Below are 21,687 nucleotides of genomic sequence, written 5' to 3' on the forward strand. Positions count from 1 at the left end.
CCGCCCACTCTTGGGACGGAACGGTGACACGACCGTACCGTCTCGTGATCCCCCATGTGATTTCCTGGCGATAAGCGCGCGACTGTCCGCGCGCGGGGGACATGGGGAGAACGAGAGTGAACCTGCAGCCGATACGCGGCCGCGCCCGCACCGGCCTGCCGGCCCTCCTGCTGGGCGCGGCCCTGCTGTTCACCAGCGCGTGCAGCGGCGGTGGCGGCAACGGGGGCGGCGCCGGCGGGAGCGGTGGCGGCGACGGAGGGACCGGCTCGACCGGTACCGAGGCGTCGAAGGCCGTCGTGAGCGTCAAGCCGGACGACGGGTCCAAGGAGGTCGCGACGAGCGGCGTCCTCAAGATAACCAGCACCGGCGGCAAGCTCACCACGGTGACGGTCGCCGACACCAAGGGCAATGCGGTGGAGGGCAAGCTCGCCGAGGACGGCGCGAGCTGGGAGCCCGTCCGCAACCTCGCCTCCGCCACCGAGTACAAGGTGCACGCGGTGGCCAAGGACGAGGCCGGCCGAGAGTCCGCGAAGGACACCACCTTCACCACCCTCACGCCCGCCAACACCTTCATCGGCCAGTACACCCCCGAGGACGGGTCGACGGTCGGCGTGGGCATGCCGGTCTCGATCAACTTCTCCCGCGGCATCACCAACCCCGAGGCCGTCGAGAAGGCCATCACGGTGACGGCCGAGCCCGCCGTCCCGGTCGAGGGCCACTGGTTCGGCAACGACCGCCTGGACTTCCGCCCCGAGAAGTACTGGGCCGCGGGCACCACGGTCACCGTGAAGCTGGCGCTCGACGGAGTCGAAGGACGCCCGGGGGTCTACGGCAAGCAGACCCGTACGGTCACCTTCAAGGTCGGCCGCTCCCAGGTCACCACGGTCGACGCGGCCGAGCACCAGATGAGCGTGGTCCGCGACGGCACGGAGATCAAGAACATCCCGATCACCGCCGGCGCCCCCGCGAACACCACGTACAACGGGCAGATGGTCATCAGCGAGAAGTACAAGGTGACCCGGATGAACGGCGCCACCGTCGGCTTCGGCGGCGAGTACGACATCTCCGACGTCCCGCACGCGATGCGGCTGACCACCTCCGGCACCTTCGTCCACGGCAACTACTGGGCCTCGTCCAGCACCTTCGGCAAGGAGAACGTCAGCCACGGCTGCGTGGGCCTGAAGGACGTCCGCGGTGCCGGTGACGGCAGCCAGCCGGCCGCCTGGTTCTTCAACGAGTCGCTGATCGGAGACGTGGTCATCGTGAAGAACTCCAAGGACAAGACGGTCGCCCCCGACAACGGCCTCAACGGCTGGAACATGGACTGGGCGGACTGGATCAAGTAACCCCGTCCGGTACGCAGTCGGGTGGCCCGGTGCTGTGACCCACAGCACCGGGCCACCCGGCGTTAACCGGCGCTAACCTTCCCGTATGACCATCTCTCTCGAAGTCTCCGAAGGCGTCGGCGTCATCCGGCTGGACCGGCCGCCCATGAACGCCCTGGACATCGCCACCCAGGACCGGCTGCGTGAGCTCGCCGTGGAGGCGACCGACCGGGCCGACGTCCGCACGGTCGTCATCTACGGCGGCGAGAAGGTGTTCGCGGCCGGCGCGGACATCAAGGAGATGCAGACGATGGACCACGCGGCCATGGTCGCCCGGTCCCGCGGACTGCAGGACGCCTTCACCGCCGTGGCCCGGATCCCCAAGCCCGTGGTCGCGGCCGTCACCGGCTACGCCCTGGGCGGCGGCTGCGAGCTGGCCCTGTGTGCGGACTACCGGATCGCCGCCGACAACGCGAAGCTCGGCCAGCCCGAGATCCTGCTCGGCCTGATCCCCGGCGCGGGCGGCACCCAGCGGCTGTCCCGGCTGATCGGCCCCTCCAAGGCCAAGGACCTCATCTTCACCGGCCGCATGGTCAAGGCCGACGAGGCGCTGACCCTCGGCCTCGTGGACCGCGTCGTCCCGGCCGGCGAGGTCTACGAGCAGGCGTACGCGTGGGCCGCCAAGCTGGCGCAGGGCCCGGCCCTCGCGCTGCGCGCGGCCAAGGAGTGCGTGGACGCGGGGCTGGAGGCCGACATCGACACCGGGCTGACGATCGAACGGGGCTGGTTCGCGGGCCTGTTCGCCACCGAGGACCGCGAGCGCGGGATGCGCAGCTTCGTCGAGGAGGGGCCAGGCAAGGCGAAGTTCTTGTAGATCATCCCTGTGGGTGGATTAGCCAGGCCTTAAGGCAGCCTTAAGGCGCAGTGTTGATCCACTCTCGGTGACCATGGTGGCGCGGTGTGTCACCGCAGGTCAGGGCGGTGTGGCGGCCTCCGGATTGCCAGTTGCATATGACAGGAAGACCCCTCGGGATCCACGATCCCGGGGGGTCTTTTCCTGCGGAACGGCCCGAACGGCCCGACCGGGCCTCCATGATGGGTGCATGGCGGGTCTGGAGGGTGTGGAACAGCCGCGGCAGCGCAATGGCGCTTCCGCCGTACGGCTCACGGCGGCCCTCGAGGACGAACTGGGCCTCAAAGCACTGGAGTTGTACGGGAATCCGGCCGAGGCGGAAGTGACGCTGCCCTCGATGCCCGAGTCGGCCGGCACCGCCCGCCGCCTCACGCAGTGCGTGGTCGTGCGCCTGTGGGGGCTCTCGCCGCAGATCGCCGAACACGCGGTCCTGCTGGTCTCGGAACTCGTGGGCAACGCCGTCCGGCACACGGGGGCCCGGTCCTTCGGCTTACGGATGCTCAGGCGGCGCGGCTGGATCCGCGTGGAGGTCCGCGATCCCTCGCGCGGGCTGCCCTGCCTGATGCCGGTGCACGAGATGGACACCACCGGGCGGGGCCTCTTCCTCGTCGACAAGCTCTCGGACCGCTGGGGCGCGGACCTGCTGCCGCGCGGGAAGATCACCTGGTTCGAGATGCGGGTGGCCGACCGCTGAGCGGCACTCGTACGGCCCTGGCCCCGGCCCCCGGAACGCCAGAAACCCCCTGTCGCCGTTGTGGGGCGCTGCGGGGGTTTCGTGGGGGTGCCGAGGATCGAAGGGGGTGTGATCCTCGGCAGGGACTTCGCTCGGGTCAACGGGAAGCCGTGGTTCCGACTATGGCAGACGAGGGACCAAATGCCAAAAGTCCCAAGTTGGACATAAGTGTGCATATCCTAAGACTTTCTATCTAAATCTTAGGTGAGATGGGCCACGAACCTCGTAATCATTGAATAAATATCGACTGCTGTGAGTGAATCGTTGATCACATAGCGGACAGTCCTCGTGTGGTACCGGTTCGGCCGATGGTCCCGAATGGGGTCAATCAAGACCTACGGGGGCATCCACCCCTTAAATGGGCGGGTGCTCTGCTACCCGGACCGCCGATCCGCCCTCCGTGCCGGCGCGGCGGTCGCCGCCGGCGCCCTCGCCGCCGCCTGTTCCCCCGCGGGCCCCGCGGCCCCGGCCAAGGCCGCCCCGGACCGACCGGCCGCCCCCGCCAAGGCGGCCCCGGCCAAAGCGGCCCCCGCCCCCCGCCGGTTCGCCGGGCAGCCCGTGGAGATCGGACACGGCCCCCGCGACGGGTCCGGCGTCGCGCTCACCTTCCACGGCAACGGCGACCCCGCCGTCGCCAAGGCGGTGCTCGCCGAGGCGGAGCGGGCGGGCGCACGGGTCACCGTCCTGGCCATCGGCGCCTGGCTCGACGACCACCCGGAGATGGCCCGCCGGATCCTGGACGGCGGCCACGAGCTCGGCAACCACACCCAGCGCCACCTCGCGATCAACACCCTGCCCGAGGAGCAGGCGTACGCCGAGATCACCGGCTGCGCCGACCGGCTCAAACGGCTGACCGGATCCATCGGCACCTGGTTCCGCCCGTCCCAGACCCAGTACGCCACCCCCCTGGTGCGAAAACTGGCCCAGCGGGCGGGCTACCCGCACGTCCTCTCGTACGACGTGGACTCCCTCGACTTCACCTCGCCCGGTGCCGCGGCCGTCGTCCGCACCGTCATCGGCCCGATCCAAGGCGGATCGGTGGTGAGCCTGCACTTCGGCTACGCGGACACGGTCGACGCGATGCCACCCCTCCTCGAAGAACTCGCACGCCGCAAACTGCGCGCGGTGACCACCACGGAGCTGCTGACCCCATGACGACCACCCGCCTTCCCCGGAAGGCCACCGCGTTGCTGGCCGGCCTGGTCCTCGCCGCCCTCGCCGGCTGCGGAGCGGCCGAGAAGGGACCCGCCGAGGCCCTCGGCACGAAGGGGCCCGCCGCGCCCGTCAAGGCCGTACCGGCCGCGCCGCCGGGCCTCGCCGGCATGCCGCCGCTCCTCGACCCGAACGACGTGTACGCGGCCGACCGGCCGAACAAACTCTCCCCGGTGGTCAAGGACTTCCCGTCCCGCGTCTACGTGCCGAACACCACCTCCAACACGGTGTCCGTCATCGACCCGGTGACGTACAAGGTCATCGACACCATCCCCGTCGGCATCCAGCCCCAGCACGTGGTCCCCTCCTGGGACATGAAGACCCTCTGGGTCAACAACAACCGGGGTCACACGCTCACTCCGATCAACCCGGCCACCGGCGAGGCCGGCAAGCCCGTCGAGGTGCACGACCCGTACAACCTGTACTTCACGCCCAACGGCAAGTACGCGGTGGTCATGGCCTCGATGGACAAGGAGCTGGTCTTCCGCGACCCGCACACCATGGACCGCGTGAAGACCGTCCCGGTGACCTGCTTCGGCGTCAACCACGCGGACTTCTCCGCGGACGGCCGCTACTTCATCGTCAGCTGCGAGTTCTCCGGCGAACTGCTCAAGGTCGACACCGAGAAGATGGAGGTCGTCGGCCAGCAGAAGCTGCCGTTCGAGGGCGCGATGCCGCAGGACGTCAAGGTCTCGCCGGACGGAAAGACCTTCTACGTCGCGGACATGATGGCCCACGGCATGTGGGTGCTCGGCGGCGACAAGTTCGAGACCCCCAAGCTGCTGCCCACCGGCAAGGGCTGCCACGGCCTGTACGTCAGCCGCGACTCCAAGGAGATGTACGTCTCCAACCGCGGCGAAGGGTCCGTCTCCGTCTTCGACTTCACGCAGAACAAGCTGACGAAGAAGTGGGAGCTGCCCGAAGGCGGCAGCCCCGACATGGGCGGGGTCTCCGCCGACGGCAAGGTGCTCTGGCTCTCGGGCCGTTACAACTCCGAGGTCTACGCCATCGACACCACCACCGGCAAGCAGCTCGCCAAGATCCCGGTGGGCGGCGGACCGCACGGCCTCGCCGTCTACCCGCAGCCCGGCCGCTACTCCCTCGGCCACACCGGCATCTTCCGGTAGGACACCGCGTCCGGCAGGACGCGGGAGTGCCCCGGGGGCTCGCACAGCTCCCGGGGCACGTTCATGCTCCCGCCGTCACCAGGCGACGGGGAGCCGCTCGGGGAGCCGCTTGATGAAGCCGGTCCGCCACACGAGGTTCTCCGCCGGCACCGCGAGACGCAGCTCGGGCAGCCGCTCGACCAGTACCTCCAGCGCGATCTCGGCGTGGGCCCGGCCCAGGGCGGAAGCCGGGCAGAAGTGCCGGCCGGCGCCGAAGGCGAGGTGGGCGTGGGAGCTCTCGCGCTCCAGGTCCAGCTCGCCGGGGTTCTCGAAGGCCTCCGGGTCGAAGTTGGCCCCCTCCAGCAGGACGAGGACCAGCTCGCCCTCCTTGACCAGCACGTCTCCGACCTGGATGTCCGCCATCGCGATGCGCGGCAGGCCGTCGCCGACGGACAGGTTCCAGCGGAGCAGTTCGTCCACGGCCTTGCCCATGCGCTCCGGGTGCTTGCGGAGGTACCCGACGAGCTCGGGCTTCTGCAGCAGCGCCAGGACCGCCAGGGTCAGGAACGCGGAGGTGGAGACGGCTCCGGCCCCGAAGAGGGAGACGGCGACGGTGGCGAACATGTCGTCGGTCAGGTGCGCCGACTCCGGGTCCGCCTCCTTCAGCTCGGCGAACTTGCCGAGGAGCCCCGTACGCTCCTCGGCGGGCAGCGCCAACTGCGCCCTCAGCTGCTCCTCGAAGTAGCCGACGTCCTTGTACCAGTTGAGCGCGGAGTCGGCGAACGGCTCGCGCGCCGTCATGAACGCCACGTCCAGCCCCGACATCAGCCGACGCCAGTCCTCGAACGGCACGCCCAGCACCTGGCAGTGCATCGCGGCGGAGAAGGGGTCGGCGAACCCGGCCCGCAGGTCGGCGGGCCCCCCTTCGGCGAGGAGCTGGTCGACGAGCTCGCCGGCCTTCGCGCGCAGCCGGTCCTGCAGGCCCTTCTGGCGCGGGTTGAGCGCCTTCATGACCGCGTTGCGCAGTCCGGCGCTGTTGATGTTGCCCATGTTGTTGACGACCTCGGGCGGGATCGTCAGCGCGTACTGGCGCGGGACGCCGGCATTGGCCGTGTCCTTCAGGCTGAAGCGCTCGTCCTCCAGCACCTGCTTGGCCAGCGCGTAGCTGCTCACCAGCCAGGCCGGGTCCCCGGTGAGGGTGCGGACCCGCGCGACCGGCGCCTTCTCGCGCAGCCAGGTGCACTCCTCGGGGAGCACGTCACCGCGCCGCGAGAGGGGGAAGTCGATGAGGGGCCCGGTGGTCTGCCCGCCGCCCTGATCGGAACGGGCCTCAAGCTGCTCGACGCTCATCGACGGTCCCTTCGGCTGGTGCGGTGCGCGTGTGCGTGTGCGTGATCGGGTGGTTCGGGTTTCTCTGCGCCGTTTCATCCGCCTCGGGACGCACCACGGCATATGCCTGGTTCCTCGTCGCGCGGAGTCCCCCGCCGCGCGCGAAGAGGACGTCGGTCATCGGCATCTTGACGTGGTAGGCCGCCACGGAGGACGGCACGTCGAGAATGCTCGGGGTGTCGATGAAGAACGGCAGTTCCGCCGCCATGTAATCGAAACACACCTGCAACTGTGCGTCGGTGATGGATTCACCTTCCGGCAACTTGGAGCCGACGAAGTGCAGGGCCATTTCCTCACAGCCCTTGCGGAATTCGTCATCGGTCTCCAGGAAATGGAGTACGCGACGGTGCAGAAGTTGGTAGACAGGGTTCGTCTGGAACTCCGAAAGTGCCCTCACTCGGATCTCGGCGTTCGGAGGTCCTGATTCCTCCACGCCTTTGAGAATCCTTCGCCGGACTGCCTTGATTTCCTTCGTCGCGCGCTTCTCGGCGTGTTCCCGGGTGTAGCCGAAGGCGGCGAACATCCCGTCCACGTGGAGGTCTGCGTAGACGAAGTCGACCTGTGCGAACCGGGTCGTGGCCCATCGGGTGAGGCCGGATATGCGCTCGGAGCTGAAGTAGCTGTTGCCCGGACTCACTCCGATGAGCACATGGTCGCCGTCTTCCCAGATGTGATGGCAAGTGCGGGTGAAGGGCAGAACTTCGAATGATGCGTCAGCTGTGATCGTCACCTGTGTGATCGCCCTTGTTGCCGCTTGTCCCTGGGAGCCCTGCGCTCCCGGTGTGGCGGCAATGTCGCTACGTTATGCCGTGGTCCCGGAGCGTGACAAGTGGAGGCTTGAATTGTTGGCTGGAATTATCGCTTCCGCACTACGGAAGAGTAATTGAATTTCTATCTGCCGCTCGAACGGGACCCGGGGCGTGCGGGGGCCGGGCGTGCCGCTACCCTGAGCCGGTCAACAAGCACCAAGCAAGAAGGGGTGGACCCAGTGGCGGACATCGAGAGCGCACGGACGACGTTCGGCAAGTTCGACGTGAACGGTGACGGCTTCGTCACGGCCGACGAGTTCCGTTCGGCGATGGCGGAGATGGGCGACCCGTTCGTCACCGGCCCGGTCGCGGAGGCCGTGATCGCCGCCAAGGACTCCAACGACGACGGCCTGCTGAGCTTCGACGAGTTCTGGGCCTCCCTGAACAAGTGAGCACCCGCGCCGCCCCTGGTCCCCTGCCGGGCCGGGGGCGCGTGCGCGTCAGGCCCGCCGCGGCCCGCCGGCCATGCCCTCCACCTCGGCGAGGGCCTCCTCCAGCCAGCGAAGCCAGAAGGTCTCCAGCCCGGTTCCCGCGTGCAGCACGACACGCCGCAGCCGGTCCTCGTCGGAGTCCCGGCCGGCCGGGAAATCCTTCGCCTCGATGCCCTCGTACACGGCCAGCTGGGCCCGGTGCAGCTCCAGATGCCGCCGCAGCTCGGCGGCCAGCCCCTCGGACCCGACCACCGCGGCCGCCCGGATCCGCAGCAGCAGGGGATCCCGCACCGCCTTGGGGTCCTGCCGCTCCCCGACCCACCGCGCCAGCTCCCCGCTCCCGGCGGGCAGCACCTCGTACTCCTTCTTCTGCCCGCGTACGGGACCCTCGCTGGGCAGCGCCCGGATCAGCCCGGACTCCTCCAGCCGGCCGAGCTCGCGGTAGATCTGCTGGTGCGTCGCGGACCAGAAGTACCCGATCGACTTGTCGAACCGCCGGGTCAGCTCCAGCCCCGACGAGGGCTTCTCGAGGAGGGCGGTGAGGATGGCGTGCGGGAGCGACATGCGGCCATCCTAGGTTTGCGGCTGCCTCCAGGCGGCCAGTGCCTCCGGGGTGCGGGGGGCGGGGGCGTCCGCCGCCAGTAGGCCGTGGGCCCGCAGGAGTGCGGCCACCGCCGGGGACCAGGCCTGGCGCAGGCCCGCCTCGGCCAGGAGGGCCGGCTCCGAGAGGAGGGCCTCGGCCGGGCCGAAGCGGATGCCCGCCGGGGTCAGGACCGCCGCGTCGTCGGCCCAGCGGACCGCCAGGTCCACGTCGTGGGTGGCCATGACCACCGTGGTGCCGGAGGTGCGCAGTCCCGCGAGGACGTCGAGGAGCCGCTCCTGGCCGTCCGGGTCCAGGCCGGCCGTCGGCTCGTCCAGGATCAGCACCCGCGGAGCCATCGCCACCGCCCCCGCGATCGCCGCGCGCTTGCGCTGGCCGTAGGAGAGCAGGTGGGTGGGGCGGTCCCGGAGCGGGGTGATGTCCAGGGCGGCGAGGGCCGAGTCCACCCGGGCGCGGACCTCGGGGGCGGGCAGCCCCAGGTTCATCGGGCCGAAGGACACGTCCTGTTCGACGGAGGCCGCGAACAGCTGGTCGTCGGGGTCCTGCACCACCAGCTGGACGGAGGTGCGCAGCCGGGTCAGTCCCGCCCGGTCGTACGAGACCTCCGTGCCGTCCAGCCGCAGCGATCCCGCGCCGGGCCGCAGGCCGCCGCTCAGCAGCCGCATCAGGGTGGTCTTGCCGCTGCCGTTGCGGCCCAGCAGGGCCAGCGCCCGCCCCGGGGCGATGACGAAGTCGACGCCGGTCAGGACCGCCGGGCCGTCCTCGTAGGCGTAGCCGGCCCCGGACAGTTCCACCAACGGGTTCACAGGTACAGCCCCTTCAGGGTGAGGGTCAGGGTGATCAGGGCCGCGAGCAGGCCGGCGGTGGCCGTGAGGAAGCGCCACGACAGGGCCGCCTCCGGTACGAGGACCCGCAGTGCGCCGTCGTAGCCGCGTCCGGCCAGCCCCGCCTGGAGCTTGGCCGCGCGGTCGAAGGCCCGTACGAAGGAGGTGGCGGCCAGCCCGGCCAGGGACCGCCACAGCGCCGCCCGGCCGGTGTGCCCGAGCCGGGCGGCCTGGGCCCGGCGGACCTGGGCCATGGAGTCGAGCAGCAGGAAGCCGATCCGGTACATGACCAGGGCCACGTCCACCACGGGGGCCGGCACCCCGGCCCGGACCAGCCGGGGCAGTACGTCGGAGACCGGGGTGGTGAAGGCGAACAGCAGCAGCCCCAGTGAGGCCGCCGAGGTGCGCAGCAGCAGTTCGGCGGCGAGCCGGGGGCCGTCGGGGGCCAGGGACACCGGCCCCGCCGGGCCGCCGACCGCGAACAGCAGGGGCAGCGCCCCGGTGAAGCAGAAGCCGAGCGGGATCCGGAAGGCCCGCCAGAGCTGCCGGCCGGCCACCCCGGCCGGGCCGAGCAGGACGGCGAGGGTGGCGGCGGCCACCAGCGGCCCGCCCGGCCAGGGCGGCAGGCACACGGCGGTGACCGTCAGCCCGATCCCGAGCAGGGCCTTCTCCAGGGGGTGCCGGCCGCGCCAGCGACTGCTGTGCGCGGCCACGTCGATCGGCAGCACCCGGCTACGCCTCCGGGGTGGCGGCGGGCGCTGCGGCGGGAGCGGCCGCAGCGGCGGCCGCTCCTTGGCGGCGGCCCTTGCGGACCCCGAAGTAGTACGCGAGGACGCCCGCGCCCAGCGCCGCCTGCAAGGCGAACAGCGCGGACTCGACCTCGCCGGAGGGGGGCTCGTACAGGGGGGAGAACCAGGGCTCGTAATCCGGCTTCAGCTCGGTGATCGCCGCCTCCGCCTGGGCGTCGGCGCCGGCGAAGGGCTCCTCCTTGCCCTCGCCCAGCCCCAGGGCGAGCGGCAGCACGGCCAGCGCCGCCACCAGGAGCAGCAGCAGGGCGTTGATCTTCGCGTTCTTGGACATCCCGCTCATCAGGCCGCCGCCTTCTCTCCGGTACGGGGGGCGGTCAGCTTCGCGACGCCCAGCCGGACCAGGTCCGACTTGCTCGACGCCATCAGCAGCCGCATCACCAGGACGGTCAGCAGCCCCTCGCTCACGGCCAGCGGGATCTGCGTGACCGCGAAGATCCCCCCGAACTTCGCGAGCGAGCCCGGGATCCCGGAGGCCGGGTCCGGGAAGGCCAGGGCGAGCTGCACGCTGGTGACGCAGTAGGTGACCAGATCGGCGAAGAAGGCGCCGAAGAACACGGTCACCATCAGCGGGAGCCCGGACGTGCGCAGGAGCCGGTAGACGGCGTACCCCGCCCACGGGCCGGCGACGGCCATCGAGAAGACGTTGGCGCCGAGGGTGGTGAGTCCGCCGTGCGCCAGCAGCAGGGCCTGGAACAGCAGGGTGATCGTGCCGAGCACCGCCATGATCGGCGGCCGGAACAGGATCGCCCCGAGCCCGGTGCCGGTGGGGTGCGAGCAACTGCCCGTCACCGACGGAATCTTCAGGGCGGACAGGACGAAGGTGAAGGCCCCGGACGCCCCGAGCAGCAGCGTGCTCTCCGGGTTGGCCTTCACCTCGCGGGTGAGCGCGCGGACGCCGTGGACGACGAACGGGGCGGACGCGGCGCCCCAGGCGACCGCGTGCAAAGGGGGCAGGAACCCCTCGGCTATATGCATGGGTAGGGAGACCTCTCCAGCACCTCGTGGATGGACAACGCGCCCCGGCCGGTCTCCTGGCTCACGGGTTGGCGTCCATGCCCCGCCTTCCCGGGCAGCGCGGAACCTCCCGCGCAGCCCAGTGGCTTTCCCGCAGGAGTGGAGCCGGACTTCCCGATCACAGTGGCGAGGGCCGCACCGGTTTCCCACCGGTTTCCCGAACACCAAGGCCCGCTGACCCTAGTCGGCCGCACGGACCGGGAACAACCCGCCCCAATCACGCCGGGCGGTGACCGGATTCCGCTTCTGCGTCACCCTGTGCGCCCGTGGCGCCACCGTCCGCGGCAAGGGCCGCACCTGAAAAGGGAGTTCCGCATGCCCGCGGCCACCGAAGGCCTGCTGCCCGGCATCGCCGCCCCGTTCCGGCTGCCGGGCCCGGGCGGCTCGCCGCGCCGGACGGCCCGCCGCGCCCGGACGGGTGCGGTCCGGTGGCGGGGCCACCGGGGCCCGGTGAGGCTGGACGCGTGGCTACCGACCCCGCGCAGGACCTCGACTACTCCGACCTGACCGCCGTGTACGTCAACTGCACGCTCAAGCGATCGCCCGAGCCCAGCAACACCGAGGGCCTGATCGACAAGAGCCGGGCGGTGATGGAGGCGGCCGGGGTGCGGACCTCGCTCATCCGGGCCGTCGACCACGACATCGCCACCGGTGTCTGGCCCGACATGACCGACCACGGCTGGGAGAGCGATCAGTGGCCGGTGCTCTACAGCCGGATCATGGACGCCGACATCCTCGTGCTGTGCGGCCCGATCTGGCTCGGGGACAACAGCTCGGTGATGAAGCAGGTCATCGAGCGGCTCTACGCCTGCTCCTCGATCCTGAACGAGCAGGGCCAGTACGCCTATTACGGGCGCGTGGGCGGGGCGCTGATCACCGGCAACGAGGACGGCGTCAAACACTGCGCCATGAACGTCCTCTACAGCCTCCAGCACCTCGGCTACGCGATCCCCCCGCAGGCCGACGCCGGATGGATCGGCGAAGCCGGACCCGGGCCCTCGTACCTGGACCCGGGATCCGGCGGCCCCGAGAACGACTTCACCAACCGGAACACGGCCTTCATGAGCTGGAACCTCATGCACCTGGCCGCGCTGCTCAAGCGGTCCGGCGGGATGCCGGCGCACGGCAACCAGCGCTCCCTGTGGGACGCGGGATGCCGCTTCGACTTCCCGAACCCCGAGCACCGGTAGGCGCCGTCAGCGGACGTTCGGGTGCGCGACGTCCAGGACGAAGCGCTCCGGGGCGTGCAGTGTGAAGGAGGTGTAGGCGGGCTTGGTGTCGAAGGCGGCGCCGAAGGTCACGTACCCCTCGTAGTCGCCGGTCAGGGCGATGCCCTTCAGCTTGGGCAGGTTGATCTTGAGGAGCTTGGGCCCGCGGTAGACGTTGGTGCCCGCGTCGTCGTGTCCGGCGGCGGGGTGCAGGCGGACTTCCAGGAAGTACCGCCCGGCCAGCGGTACGGGCTTGCCGGACCCGTCGTAGACCAGCTTGGCGACGGGGGTGACGGTGACCCCGGGGACGTACCCCTGAAGGTCGATGACCACCCGGTCGTACGTGCAGTGACCGCCCCAGCGGGCATTGACGACGAGCGGAGTCTGGGTGGCAGTGGTGGTGGATGCGGCCGTGGTGGCCGCGGCGGAAGCCGGTGCGGCGAAGGCCAGGGTGGCGGCGAGCAGTGCGCCCGCCCCCACTGCGACGGCCTGCCGGCGGCGTGGACGGTTCATTGCGTCCCCTCGATTCCGAGAGACGGGGAACGGTGACACCCGTGAAGACGCGCCCGCTACGGCCGTGGTTGCACCGGGTTCGCCGGCTCCACCGGCTCGACCGGGTTTGCCCGGTCAGCTGGGCAGGAGGGCGCTCAGCTCGGCGTCGAGGTCGTAGTGCCGGTGCTCCTGGCCGCGCGGCACCAGCTCGGTCATCCTGCGGCACAGCGCCTGTACGTCCTTGGCCCGGGCCGACACCACGCACGACTGCTCGCCGTTGCTGAAGGCGAAGAAGACCCGCGGCTCGGTGCCCTTCCAGCGCGGCCACACCTGTATGTCGCCCTCGCCGGTGGCGCAGACCTGGCCGTCGAGCAGCAGTTCCCGGGAGAAGACCCAGCGGGCGAGGTGCATGCCGGCGCCCTCGAAGTCGAGGGAGATCTCGTAGGGCCGCTCCGTGCGGTACACGAAGACGCCCCGTACCGGGACGGCCGTGGGCGAGGCCTCCAGGCGCAGTGGGAGGACGCGGTGCTCGGTGCCGGTCATGCGGGCGCCTCTCTCTCGGGGGGCACTCGCCGGCGCACGCGCCACATGCCCACTCGGGCAAGCTAGCCCACCCCCGGGCCCCTTTCCCGCGGCCGAAGGTCCCGTCCGGCCGGGCCGCTCGGCCCCACTTCGCCCGCCGCGCCGCGCCGAGCCCCGGCCCGACGCACCGAGCCCCGGCCTCCGGGGGGAGGTCGGGGCTCGGCGGAAGGGCGTGACCGGGGCGGGGGCCCCGGCCGGAACTACGGGAGCGGGTTGTAGATGAAGGACTCGTGCGCGTTGGACTGGCCGATCGCGGTGAAGCCCGAACCGTTGGCCTGGGCGCCGTTGTTCTGGTTGGAGGCGCCGAAGCCCGAGGCGACCTGCTGGGCCGTGGAGGAGTTGCCGGTGTTGCTGCCGCCGACCCCGCTGCCGAGGACGCCGGCGAGGGCCGCGTTCGACGCGGTCCCGGCCGCACCTGCCCCGTTGTCGGCCTGGGCGACGCCCGAGAAGAGCGCGAAGGCGAGGGGGAGAGATGCGGCTGCCGCCATCACGCGGATGCTGCGGGTGCTTGCCATGTTCCAAGTCCTCCAGATGAGCAAAACGGCTGTGGTCCAAGACGGTTGGCCGACCGCCGGGGGTGTGGACGCGACGTCGTGCCTTCACCCTGGCGCAAGTGATCATCAAGAAACCAGCCCAGACTGCCTTGTTCCCCCGCAAGCGTGATCAACTTCTTGCCAAACCTCATATACCCCCCAATCTCGAACGAAGTTACTGGCGTAACCCGCCTGCCCGGCAGGGGAAACGACGAAGGCCCCGACGCCAAGCGTCGGGGCCCGAATCGGTCAGAGGGTGCGGGTCAGCACTCGATGACGTTGACCGCGAGGCCGCCGCGGGCGGTCTCCTTGTACTTGACCTTCATGTCGGCGCCCGTCTCCTTCATGGTCTTGATGACCTTGTCGAGGGAGACCTTGTGGCTGCCGTCGCCGCGCATCGCCATCTTGGCCGCGGTGACGGCCTTGACCGCCGCCATGCCGTTGCGCTCGATGCAGGGGATCTGCACGAGGCCGCCGACCGGGTCGCAGGTCAGGCCGAGGTTGTGCTCCATGCCGATCTCGGCCGCGTTCTCGACCTGCTCCGGGGTGCCGCCCAGCACCTCGGCCAGCGCGCCGGCCGCCATCGAGCAGGCGGAGCCGACCTCGCCCTGGCAGCCGACCTCGGCGCCGGAGATCGAGGCGTTCTCCTTGAAGAGCATGCCGATCGCACCCGCGGCGAGGAGGAAGCGGACCACGCCGTCCTCGTCGGCGCCGGGGACGAAGTTCATGTAGTAGTGCAGGACCGCCGGGAGGACGCCCGCCGCGCCGTTGGTCGGGGCGGTGACGACCCGGCCGCCGGCCGCGTTCTCCTCGTTGACCGCCATCGCGTAGATGGTCGCCCACTCGCTGCGGTGCAGCATCGGGTCGCCCTCGGTGCGCAGCTGGCGCGCGGTGGCCGCGGCCCGGCGCTTGACCCGCAGGCCGCCGGGGAGGATGCCCTCGCGGGACATGCCGCGCGCGACGCAGGCCTGCATGACGCGCCAGATCTCCAGCAGACCCTCGCGGATCTCCTCCTCGGTGCGCCAGGCCTTCTCGTTCTCCAGCATCATCGAGGAGATCGACAGGCCGGTCTCGTTCGCGAGACGGAGCATCTCGTCACCGCTGCGGAAGGGGTACTTCAGCACGGTGTCGTCGAGCTTGATCCGGTCCTCGCCGACCGCGTCCTCGTCCACGACGAACCCGCCGCCGACCGAGTAGTAGGTCTTCTCCAGCAGCGGGGTGCCGGCCTCGTCGTACGCGAAGAGGGTCATGCCGTTCGCGTGGTACGGGAGCGAGCGCCGGCGGTGCAGGATCAGCTGGTTCGGCTCGTCGAAGTCGATCTCGTGGCCATCGCCTATTTCCGTGCCGAGCAGGCGCAGCCGGCCGCTCTGGCGGATGCGCTCGACCTCGTCGTCGGCGGTCTCCACGTTCACGGTGCGGGGAGAGTGGCCCTCCAGGCCCAGCAGCACCGCCTTGGGGGTGCCGTGGCCGTGCCCGGTGGCCCCGAGGGAGCCGAAGAGCTCGGCGCGGACCGAGGCGGTCTGGGCGAGGACGCCGTCCTTCTTGAGCCGGGTCACGAACATGCGCGCGGCGCGCATCGGTCCGACGGTGTGGGAGGAGGAGGGACCGATGCCGATCGAGAAGAGATCGAAGACGGAGATGGCCACGGTTGCGGACTCCTATGTCTGCTCGTGGGTGGGAAGCGTGGGCAGGAGGGGTTGATCGGGGTGATCTGCGGATTTTGTCCGGCAACCGAGCTTAACGCGGTGAGGTGAACGGCTCGGTCGCCGGACGGGTCGGGAGGGGGACGCTCAGGCGTGGCTCAGTTCGCGCTCCGGTGCGTCCGAGTGCTCGGCGGTGGCGGGGTCGGCCGCGGGGGCGTCCAGGACCGGGTCCGGGCCCGGCAGGCCCGCGTAGTGGGCCTTGACCCCGGACCGTACGGCCCAGAAGTAGAAGCCCAGGGCCGAGAGGCCCACGAGGGCGATGTCCACGCCGCCCGGGATGACCCCGTGGCCGCCGAATTCCTTGCTGCCGAGCGCCGACAGGGTGCCGAGCCACAGCAGGAAGGCGATCATCCACCAGGCCGGGGCGAACTGCTTGGCCAGGTTCTTCTCACCCTTGCGCTTGAGCACGACGGCCGCGATCGGGGCGGCGACCAGGGTGAGCAGCACCACCTTGCCGGTGTCCGGCCACTTGGACCAGTACAGGGCGCAGGCGGCGAAGGCGAAGGTGATCGGGCAGAGGACCTTGGCGGCCGGCAGGCGGAAGGGGCGCGGCAGCTCGGGCTTGGTCTTGCGGAAGACGCCGACCGCGATCGGGCCGATGAGGTACGAGACCACCATCGCGGCGGAGACCACGCTGGCCAGGGCCTCCCAGCTGTGGCCGACGGTGACCAGCAGCAGGATCGAGAAGCCGAGGTTCAGCCACATCGCGGGACGGGCGGTGCCGTACTTCGGGTGGACCTCGCGGATCTTCTTCGGGAAGAAGCCCGTGTCCGCCAGGTTCTGCGCCATGTACGAGGCCGAGGCGACGTTGCCGATGTTGGCGCCGGACGGGGAGATGAAGGCACCGAACTGGAGCATCGTGACGACCCAGTGCAGCATCAGCATCTTGGCGAGGTCGGCGAACGGCGAGGCGAAGTTGATGCCGCTCCAGCCGCCGGCCTCGGCCAGCTTCTCCGGCGGGACTCCGCCGATGAAGGCGATCTGCAGGGCCAGGTAGATGACCAGGCCGAGGGAGAGCGCACCGACCAGGGCCAGCGGAATGGCACGGCCGGGGTTCTTGGCGGCGCCGCCGAGGTTGACGACGGCCTGGAAGCCGTTGAAGGCGAAGACCACGCCCGAGGTGGTGACGGCGGTCATGACCGCCGACCAGCCGTTGGGCGCGAAGCCGCCGTGGTCGGTGAAGTTGCCGGTGTGGAAGCCGGAGGCGATCAGGGCGATCACGGCGAGCACCGGGATGGCGAACTTGACCAGGGTGAGGAGGTTGTTCGCCTTGGCGAGCAGCGCGACCGACCAGTAGCAGGCCAGCCACAGCGCCACCGTCAGGAACAGCGCCATCGCCATGCCGGAGGTCGTCAGGCCGCCGTTCTCGACCAGGCCCTTGGCCCAGCCGAAGTTCCAGGAGGACATGTACTGCGTGCCGGCGATGGACTCGATCGGGATCAGGGCCGCGATGGCGATCCAGACCGCCCAGCCGGTGATGAAGCCCAGCACCGGCCCGTGCGAGATGGTGCCGAAGCGGGCCATCGAGCCGGGCAGCGGGTAGGCGGCGCCCACCTCCGCGTAGGACATGGCGATCATGCCGATGAAGACGGCACCGATGACCCAGGCGATGATCGCCGCGGGCCCTGCGACGGCGGCCGCCTGGCCTGCCCCGAAGAGCCAGCCCGATCCGAAGATCGAGCCGAGCCCGATCATGATCAGGGCGAAGAGACTGAGTCCCTTCTTGTTCGCTGCGCTCATGTCCATGAGGTGTGCTGTCCGTCCTGCCAGGGGGCTGCGTCGATCCTTTATCCGGAGCCTATTTGCCATTTATTGGAAGATTCAGCGGCAATAGGTCGCATCCGCCTGGGGCTTTGGTCATGAAAGGGGCCCGGCCCTGTGCACAACAAGACCGGGCCCCCTCAAGCCGCTGCTTAGAGCGACGGGTACAGCGGGAACTTCGCGGCGAGCGCGGAGACGCGCGCCTTCAGGTCCTCAGCGTCGTAGGCGGGCTTCAGCGCCTGCGCGATGATCTCGGCGACCTCGGTGAAGGCTTCGGCGTCGAAACCGCGGGTGGCCAGCGCCGGCGTACCGATCCGCAGACCCGAGGTGACCATCGGCGGCCGCGGGTCGTTCGGGATGGCGTTGCGGTTGACCGTGATGCCGACCTCGTGGAGGCGGTCCTCGGCCTGCTGGCCGTCCAGCTCGGAGTTGCGCAGGTCGACCAGGACCAGGTGCACGTCGGTGCCGCCGGTGAGGACGTCCACGCCCACGGCCTTGACGTCTTCCTGGACCAGGCGGGCGGCGAGGATCTTCGCACCTTCCAGGGTGCGCTCCTGGCGCTCCTTGAACTCGGGCGAGGCCGCGACCTTGAAGGAGACCGCCTTGGCCGCGATCACGTGCTCCAGCGGGCCGCCCTGCTGACCCGGGAAGACCGCGGAGTTGATCTTCTTGGCCAGTTCCTGCGTCGACAGGATGACACCGCCGCGCGGACCGCCGAGGGTCTTGTGCGTGGTGGTGGTGACGACGTGGGCGTGCGGGACCGGGTTCGGGTGCAGACCCGCGGCGACCAGGCCGGCGAAGTGCGCCATGTCGACCATCAGGAACGCGCCGACCTCGTCCGCGATGCGGCGGAAGGCGGCGAAGTCCAGCTGGCGCGGGTAGGCGGACCAGCCCGCGACGATCAGCTGCGGCTTGGTCTCCTTGGCGAGGCGCTCGACCTCGGCCATGTCGACCTCGCCGGTCTCGTCGACGTGGTACGGGACCACGTTGTAGAGCTTGCCGGAGAAGTTGATCTTCATGCCGTGGGTCAGGTGACCGCCGTGGGCCAGGTTCAGGCCCATGATCGTGTCGCCCGGCTTGATCAGCGCGAACATCGCGGCCGCGTTGGCCTGTGCGCCCGAGTGGGGCTGCACGTTCGCGGCCTCGGCGCCGAAGAGCGCCTTGATCCGGTCGATCGCGATCTGCTCGACCACGTCGACGTGCTCACAGCCGCCGTAGTAGCGGCGGCCGGGGTAGCCCTCGGCGTACTTGTTGGTCAGGACCGAGCCCTGGGCCTCCATGACGGCGACCGGAGCGAAGTTCTCCGACGCGATCATTTCCAGGGTGGACTGCTGGCGCACGAGTTCGGCGTCGACGGCGGCGGCGACGTCCGGGTCGAGCTCGTGGAGGGGCGTGTTCAGTACAGACATCAGGGTTCCCTGGGTCAGTTGCCGGCGGTGAGCTTGGCGTACTCGTCCTCGGAGAGCAGGTCGGCCGGCTCCTCCGTGACGCGCACCTTGAAGAGCCAGCCACCCTCGAACGGAGCCGAGTTCACCAGCGACGGGTCGTCGATGACGTCCTGGTTGGACTCGACGATCTCGCCGGTGACGGGGGAGTACAGGTCGCTGACCGACTTGGTCGACTCCAGCTCGCCGCAGGTCTCGCCCGCGGTCACCGTGTCGCCCACCTCGGGAAGCTGGGCGTAGACGACGTCACCGAGCGCGTTGGCCGCGAACTCCGTGATGCCGACCGTCGAGACGCCGTCGACGGCGCCCGACAGCCACTCGTGCTCCTTGCTGAAACGCAGCTGCTGGGGGTTGCTCATGACCTGATTCTCCTGGATGCGGGGGAGTGGATACGAACGGTGGTCCGGCAGGACCGGCGCCGAAGCGCGCCGGTCACCGGGGCGGTGCGGTACGCGGCTGTACGGGGCTACTTCTGCCGCTTGTAGAACGGCAGGGCCACGACCTCGTACGCCTCATGCGTACCGCGAATGTCCACGCCGACGCCGGAGGTGCCGGGCGCGGCGTGCGCCGCGTCGACATAGGCCATCGCGATCGGCTTGCCCAGCGTCGGGGACGGGGCGCCCGAGGTGACCTCGCCGACGACCTGGCCGTCGAAGGTCACGGCGAAGCCGGCGCGCGGGACGCGGCGGCCCTCGGCGATCAGGCCGACCAGCTTGCGCGGCGGGTTCGTGGCGGCGCGCTCGGCGGCGGCCTCCAGGGCGGCGCGACCGACGAAGTCGCCCTCCTTCTCGAACTTGACGACCCGGCCCAGACCCGCGTCGAACGGGGTGAGGGAGGTGGTCAGCTCGTGCCCGTACAGCGGCATGCCCGCTTCCAGGCGCAGGGTGTCGCGGCAGGACAGGCCGGCCGGGACCAGGCCGACGCCCTCGCCCGCCTTGGTCAGGGCCTCCCACAGCTGGACGGCGTGCTCGGGGGCGACGAACAGCTCGAAGCCGTCCTCGCCGGTGTAGCCGGTACGCGCGATCAGCGCGGGCACCCCGGCGACCGTGCCGGGCAGGCCGGCGTAGTACTTCAGCCCGTCCAGGTCGGCGTCCGTGAGGGAGGCGAGGATGCCGGGGGACTCCGGACCCTGCACCGCGAGCAGCGCGTACGCGTCGCGGTCGTCGCGGACCTCGGCGTCGAAGCCGGCGGCGCGCTCGGTGAGCGCGTCCAGGACGACCTGGGCGTTGGAGGCGTTCGCGACGACCATGAACTCGGTCTCGCCCAGGCGGTAGACGATCAGGTCGTCGATGATCCCGCCGTCCTCCTGGCAGATGTGCGTGTAGCGGGCACGGCCGACGCCGACGGTGGAGATGTTGCCGACCAGCGCGTAGTCCAGGACCTTGACGGCCTCCGGGCCGGTCAGGGTGATCTCGCCCATGTGGGAGAGGTCGAAGAGACCGGCCCTGGTGCGGACGGCGTTGTGCTCGTCGCGCTCGCTCGCGTACCGCAGGGGCATGTCCCAGCCCGCGAAATCGGTCATGGTCGCACCGAGGGAACGGTGCAGCGCATCGAGGGCGGTCAGGCGGGGGGCAGTGCTCATGGGTGTGGCTCCCGGGTCCCAGGGCATGACATGACGAGGAGGAGTTCCTCCCCATCTGTCATCGGAACCTGAGAGGTTCGCCGAGAGTTCCCCGCTTCCAGGGGAGGCCATCGACTTGCACCTTGGGTGGAACCGTCGCCGGAGCCCTCACGGGCGGTGGCGCGGCTCGCTTTTCAGATCTGCCTCATCCACGCGGTACGGGGCCTGAGAGATTCAAGGGAGGTACTTGCTCCTTCGGCGCCCGGGCACCGCCTCGCGGCGTGCCGGGACTCTCCCGCGCGGATTCAAGCGGCCGGTATGCAGTTAGGTGTCCAGATGGCGCACATCATTGCACGACGTGCGGCCGAATGGGGGAGGGGGTCCGCAAGCGGATCGGACCCGGAGCGGAACCGGCGCCGCCGGATTACCGTCTCTTTACACTCAGGGGGAACGGGTCCACCGACCCGTATCGGGGGAGGCGATCACTGTGCGGAGATTCGGAGTACTGGCGACGACGACCGCGGGCACCGTCGAGGACCCGGTGACCGGGGTGCCGACGCAGCGCGCCGTCGTACGGGAGCCGGCGGCGGCCGGGGCGGCGGGGGAGCACGCAGCCGTACGAGACCTGCGCGGAGCCGAGGGCCCGCGGGCGCTCCGCTTCGCCGCCGGGGACGTCGTGGTGGTCTCCGGACTGCCCGGCGGCGGCAAGAGCACCCTGATCAAGCGGGCCGCGGAGGGCGGCGGCATCGACTCCCAGGACGCCCGCGAGCGGTGGGAGCGCCGGATGCCGGCCGCCCTGCCCTACGCGGTGTACCGGCCCGCGGTCCGGATCGCGCACTACTGGGGCCTGTGGCGGGTCCTGCGCTCCGGGGCCCCGGCCGTCGTCCACGACTGCGGTACGCAGAGCTGGGTACGGGGGCTGCTGGCCTCGGCGGCCCGGCGGCGCGGCCGCGCGCTGCACCTCGTGCTGCTGGACACCACGCCCGAGGAGGCCCGGGCCGGGCAGGCGGCACGGGGCCGGGGCGTCTCGGCGTACGCCTTCGCCCGGCACCGCGGCGCGGTGGCCCGGCTGCTGCGCGAGGCCGAGGCGGGCCGCCCGCCGGCCGGCTGCGCCTCGGTGACCCTGCTGGACCGCCCGGCGGCGTCCCGGCTGACGTCGATCGGCTTCCGCTAGCGGGGCGCGGGCAGCGGGCGGGCGGGCTGCGGGGCGGCCCCCGGCCGGGGTGCCGCAGGCGC

Annotated in this window: 23 protein-coding genes and 2 riboswitches; of the genes, 8 read left to right on the forward strand and 15 right to left on the reverse strand. The window is 70.6% G+C overall.

Annotated elements, in window-relative coordinates; genetic code table 11:
* Positions 1 to 101 precede the first annotated feature (101 nt).
* The 5 genes from ACZ60J_RS33065 to ACZ60J_RS33085 all read left to right on the forward strand — a co-directional run bounded on the left by ACZ60J_RS33065 (position 102) and on the right by ACZ60J_RS33085 (position 5,310).
* Positions 102 to 1,346: a L,D-transpeptidase gene (locus ACZ60J_RS33065; RefSeq protein ID WP_469687575.1), complete on the forward strand. Its 1,245-nt coding sequence runs from the start codon at positions 102 to 104 to the stop codon at positions 1,344 to 1,346.
* An 85-nt stretch (positions 1,347 to 1,431) separates the two neighbouring features.
* Positions 1,432 to 2,199, forward strand: coding sequence for an enoyl-CoA hydratase/isomerase family protein (locus ACZ60J_RS33070; RefSeq protein WP_469687577.1), 768 nt, complete (start codon positions 1,432 to 1,434; stop codon positions 2,197 to 2,199).
* A gap of 229 nt (positions 2,200 to 2,428) precedes the next feature.
* Positions 2,429 to 2,932: an ATP-binding protein gene (locus ACZ60J_RS33075; protein ID WP_469687579.1), complete on the forward strand. Its 504-nt coding sequence runs from the start codon at positions 2,429 to 2,431 to the stop codon at positions 2,930 to 2,932.
* Between the two features lie 405 nt (positions 2,933 to 3,337).
* The gene (locus ACZ60J_RS33080) at positions 3,338 to 4,126 is read left to right on the forward strand and encodes a polysaccharide deacetylase family protein (RefSeq protein WP_469687581.1); all 789 of its coding nucleotides are present in this window, start codon (positions 3,338 to 3,340) and stop codon (positions 4,124 to 4,126) included.
* Positions 4,123 to 5,310: a YncE family protein gene (locus ACZ60J_RS33085; protein WP_469687583.1), complete on the forward strand. Its 1,188-nt coding sequence runs from the start codon at positions 4,123 to 4,125 to the stop codon at positions 5,308 to 5,310. Before ACZ60J_RS33080 ends, ACZ60J_RS33085 begins: the two co-directional genes overlap by 4 nt.
* A gap of 75 nt (positions 5,311 to 5,385) precedes the next feature.
* Here ACZ60J_RS33085 and ACZ60J_RS33090 read toward each other — a convergent pair whose 3' ends face one another.
* Positions 5,386 to 6,639 (reverse strand): cytochrome P450, encoded by a 1,254-nt coding sequence (locus ACZ60J_RS33090; protein ID WP_469687585.1) that lies wholly within the window; start codon positions 6,637 to 6,639, stop codon positions 5,386 to 5,388.
* Positions 6,620 to 7,408 carry a tRNA-dependent cyclodipeptide synthase gene (locus tag ACZ60J_RS33095; protein WP_469687587.1) on the reverse strand — a complete coding sequence of 263 codons (789 nt, stop codon included), beginning with the start codon at positions 7,406 to 7,408 and terminating at the stop codon, positions 6,620 to 6,622. Before ACZ60J_RS33095 ends, ACZ60J_RS33090 begins: the two co-directional genes overlap by 20 nt.
* Before the next feature lie 258 nt (positions 7,409 to 7,666).
* Between ACZ60J_RS33095 and ACZ60J_RS33100 the strand changes: the two genes are divergently transcribed.
* Positions 7,667 to 7,879 (forward strand): EF-hand domain-containing protein, encoded by a 213-nt coding sequence (locus ACZ60J_RS33100; RefSeq protein WP_243336380.1) that lies wholly within the window; start codon positions 7,667 to 7,669, stop codon positions 7,877 to 7,879.
* 48 nt (positions 7,880 to 7,927) lie between these two features.
* On the opposite strand, the gene ACZ60J_RS33105 is transcribed toward ACZ60J_RS33100, so the two are convergent.
* Genes ACZ60J_RS33105 through ACZ60J_RS33125 form a run of 5 tightly spaced genes read right to left on the reverse strand, consistent with a single transcriptional unit; the run spans position 7,928 to position 11,127 of the window.
* The gene (locus ACZ60J_RS33105; protein ID WP_469687588.1) at positions 7,928 to 8,482 is read right to left on the reverse strand and encodes a PadR family transcriptional regulator; all 555 of its coding nucleotides are present in this window, start codon (positions 8,480 to 8,482) and stop codon (positions 7,928 to 7,930) included.
* A 9-nt stretch (positions 8,483 to 8,491) separates the two neighbouring features.
* Complete coding sequence (locus ACZ60J_RS33110) at positions 8,492 to 9,325, reverse strand: energy-coupling factor ABC transporter ATP-binding protein (protein ID WP_469687590.1); 834 nt, start codon at positions 9,323 to 9,325, stop codon at positions 8,492 to 8,494.
* Entirely contained in the window at positions 9,322 to 10,071 is a 750-nt protein-coding gene (cbiQ, locus tag ACZ60J_RS33115; RefSeq protein WP_469687591.1) for a cobalt ECF transporter T component CbiQ, read from the reverse strand. The genes ACZ60J_RS33110 and cbiQ overlap by 4 nt, the downstream gene beginning before the upstream one ends.
* A gap of 4 nt (positions 10,072 to 10,075) precedes the next feature.
* A complete protein-coding gene (locus ACZ60J_RS33120; RefSeq protein WP_469687682.1) occupies positions 10,076 to 10,423 on the reverse strand; it encodes an energy-coupling factor ABC transporter substrate-binding protein in 348 nt (115 codons plus the stop codon).
* Positions 10,424 to 10,431: 8 nt separating this feature from the next.
* Complete coding sequence (locus ACZ60J_RS33125) at positions 10,432 to 11,127, reverse strand: energy-coupling factor ABC transporter permease (RefSeq protein ID WP_469687593.1); 696 nt, start codon at positions 11,125 to 11,127, stop codon at positions 10,432 to 10,434.
* A gap of 29 nt (positions 11,128 to 11,156) precedes the next feature.
* A riboswitch (cobalamin riboswitch) is annotated at positions 11,157 to 11,350 on the reverse strand.
* Positions 11,351 to 11,630: 280 nt separating this feature from the next.
* Here ACZ60J_RS33125 and ACZ60J_RS33130 point away from each other — a divergent pair.
* Complete coding sequence (locus tag ACZ60J_RS33130) at positions 11,631 to 12,356, forward strand: flavodoxin family protein (protein ID WP_469687595.1); 726 nt, start codon at positions 11,631 to 11,633, stop codon at positions 12,354 to 12,356.
* Between the two features lie 6 nt (positions 12,357 to 12,362).
* On the opposite strand, the gene ACZ60J_RS33135 is transcribed toward ACZ60J_RS33130, so the two are convergent.
* The 8 genes from ACZ60J_RS33135 to gcvT form a co-directional block, all read right to left on the reverse strand.
* A complete protein-coding gene (locus ACZ60J_RS33135) occupies positions 12,363 to 12,887 on the reverse strand; it encodes an AMIN-like domain-containing (lipo)protein (RefSeq protein ID WP_469687597.1) in 525 nt (174 codons plus the stop codon).
* A 114-nt stretch (positions 12,888 to 13,001) separates the two neighbouring features.
* Entirely contained in the window at positions 13,002 to 13,409 is a 408-nt protein-coding gene (locus ACZ60J_RS33140; RefSeq protein ID WP_469687598.1) for an SsgA family sporulation/cell division regulator, read from the reverse strand.
* Positions 13,410 to 13,648: 239 nt separating this feature from the next.
* Positions 13,649 to 13,963 carry a hypothetical protein gene (locus ACZ60J_RS33145; protein WP_469687600.1) on the reverse strand — a complete coding sequence of 105 codons (315 nt, stop codon included), beginning with the start codon at positions 13,961 to 13,963 and terminating at the stop codon, positions 13,649 to 13,651.
* Positions 13,964 to 14,244: 281 nt separating this feature from the next.
* Positions 14,245 to 15,627: an L-serine ammonia-lyase gene (locus ACZ60J_RS33150; protein ID WP_469687601.1), complete on the reverse strand. Its 1,383-nt coding sequence runs from the start codon at positions 15,625 to 15,627 to the stop codon at positions 14,245 to 14,247.
* Between the two features lie 144 nt (positions 15,628 to 15,771).
* Positions 15,772 to 17,424, reverse strand: coding sequence for an APC family permease (locus tag ACZ60J_RS33155; RefSeq protein ID WP_469687603.1), 1,653 nt, complete (start codon positions 17,422 to 17,424; stop codon positions 15,772 to 15,774).
* Between the two features lie 173 nt (positions 17,425 to 17,597).
* On the reverse strand, positions 17,598 to 18,854 hold the full coding sequence (gene glyA, locus ACZ60J_RS33160; protein ID WP_469687605.1) for a serine hydroxymethyltransferase: 1,257 nt from the start codon (positions 18,852 to 18,854) through the stop codon (positions 17,598 to 17,600).
* 14 nt (positions 18,855 to 18,868) lie between these two features.
* Positions 18,869 to 19,249: a glycine cleavage system protein GcvH gene (gcvH, locus tag ACZ60J_RS33165; RefSeq protein ID WP_469687606.1), complete on the reverse strand. Its 381-nt coding sequence runs from the start codon at positions 19,247 to 19,249 to the stop codon at positions 18,869 to 18,871.
* Positions 19,250 to 19,356: 107 nt separating this feature from the next.
* The gene (gene gcvT / locus ACZ60J_RS33170) at positions 19,357 to 20,472 is read right to left on the reverse strand and encodes a glycine cleavage system aminomethyltransferase GcvT (RefSeq protein ID WP_469687608.1); all 1,116 of its coding nucleotides are present in this window, start codon (positions 20,470 to 20,472) and stop codon (positions 19,357 to 19,359) included.
* 183 nt (positions 20,473 to 20,655) lie between these two features.
* A riboswitch (glycine riboswitch) is annotated at positions 20,656 to 20,759 on the reverse strand.
* 179 nt (positions 20,760 to 20,938) lie between these two features.
* Between gcvT and ACZ60J_RS33175 the strand changes: the two genes are divergently transcribed.
* Entirely contained in the window at positions 20,939 to 21,625 is a 687-nt protein-coding gene (locus ACZ60J_RS33175) for an AAA family ATPase (RefSeq protein WP_469687610.1), read from the forward strand.
* The last annotated feature ends 62 nt before the right edge of the window (positions 21,626 to 21,687 follow it).

This window comes from Streptomyces sp. NPDC104226 (genome assembly GCF_055584085.1).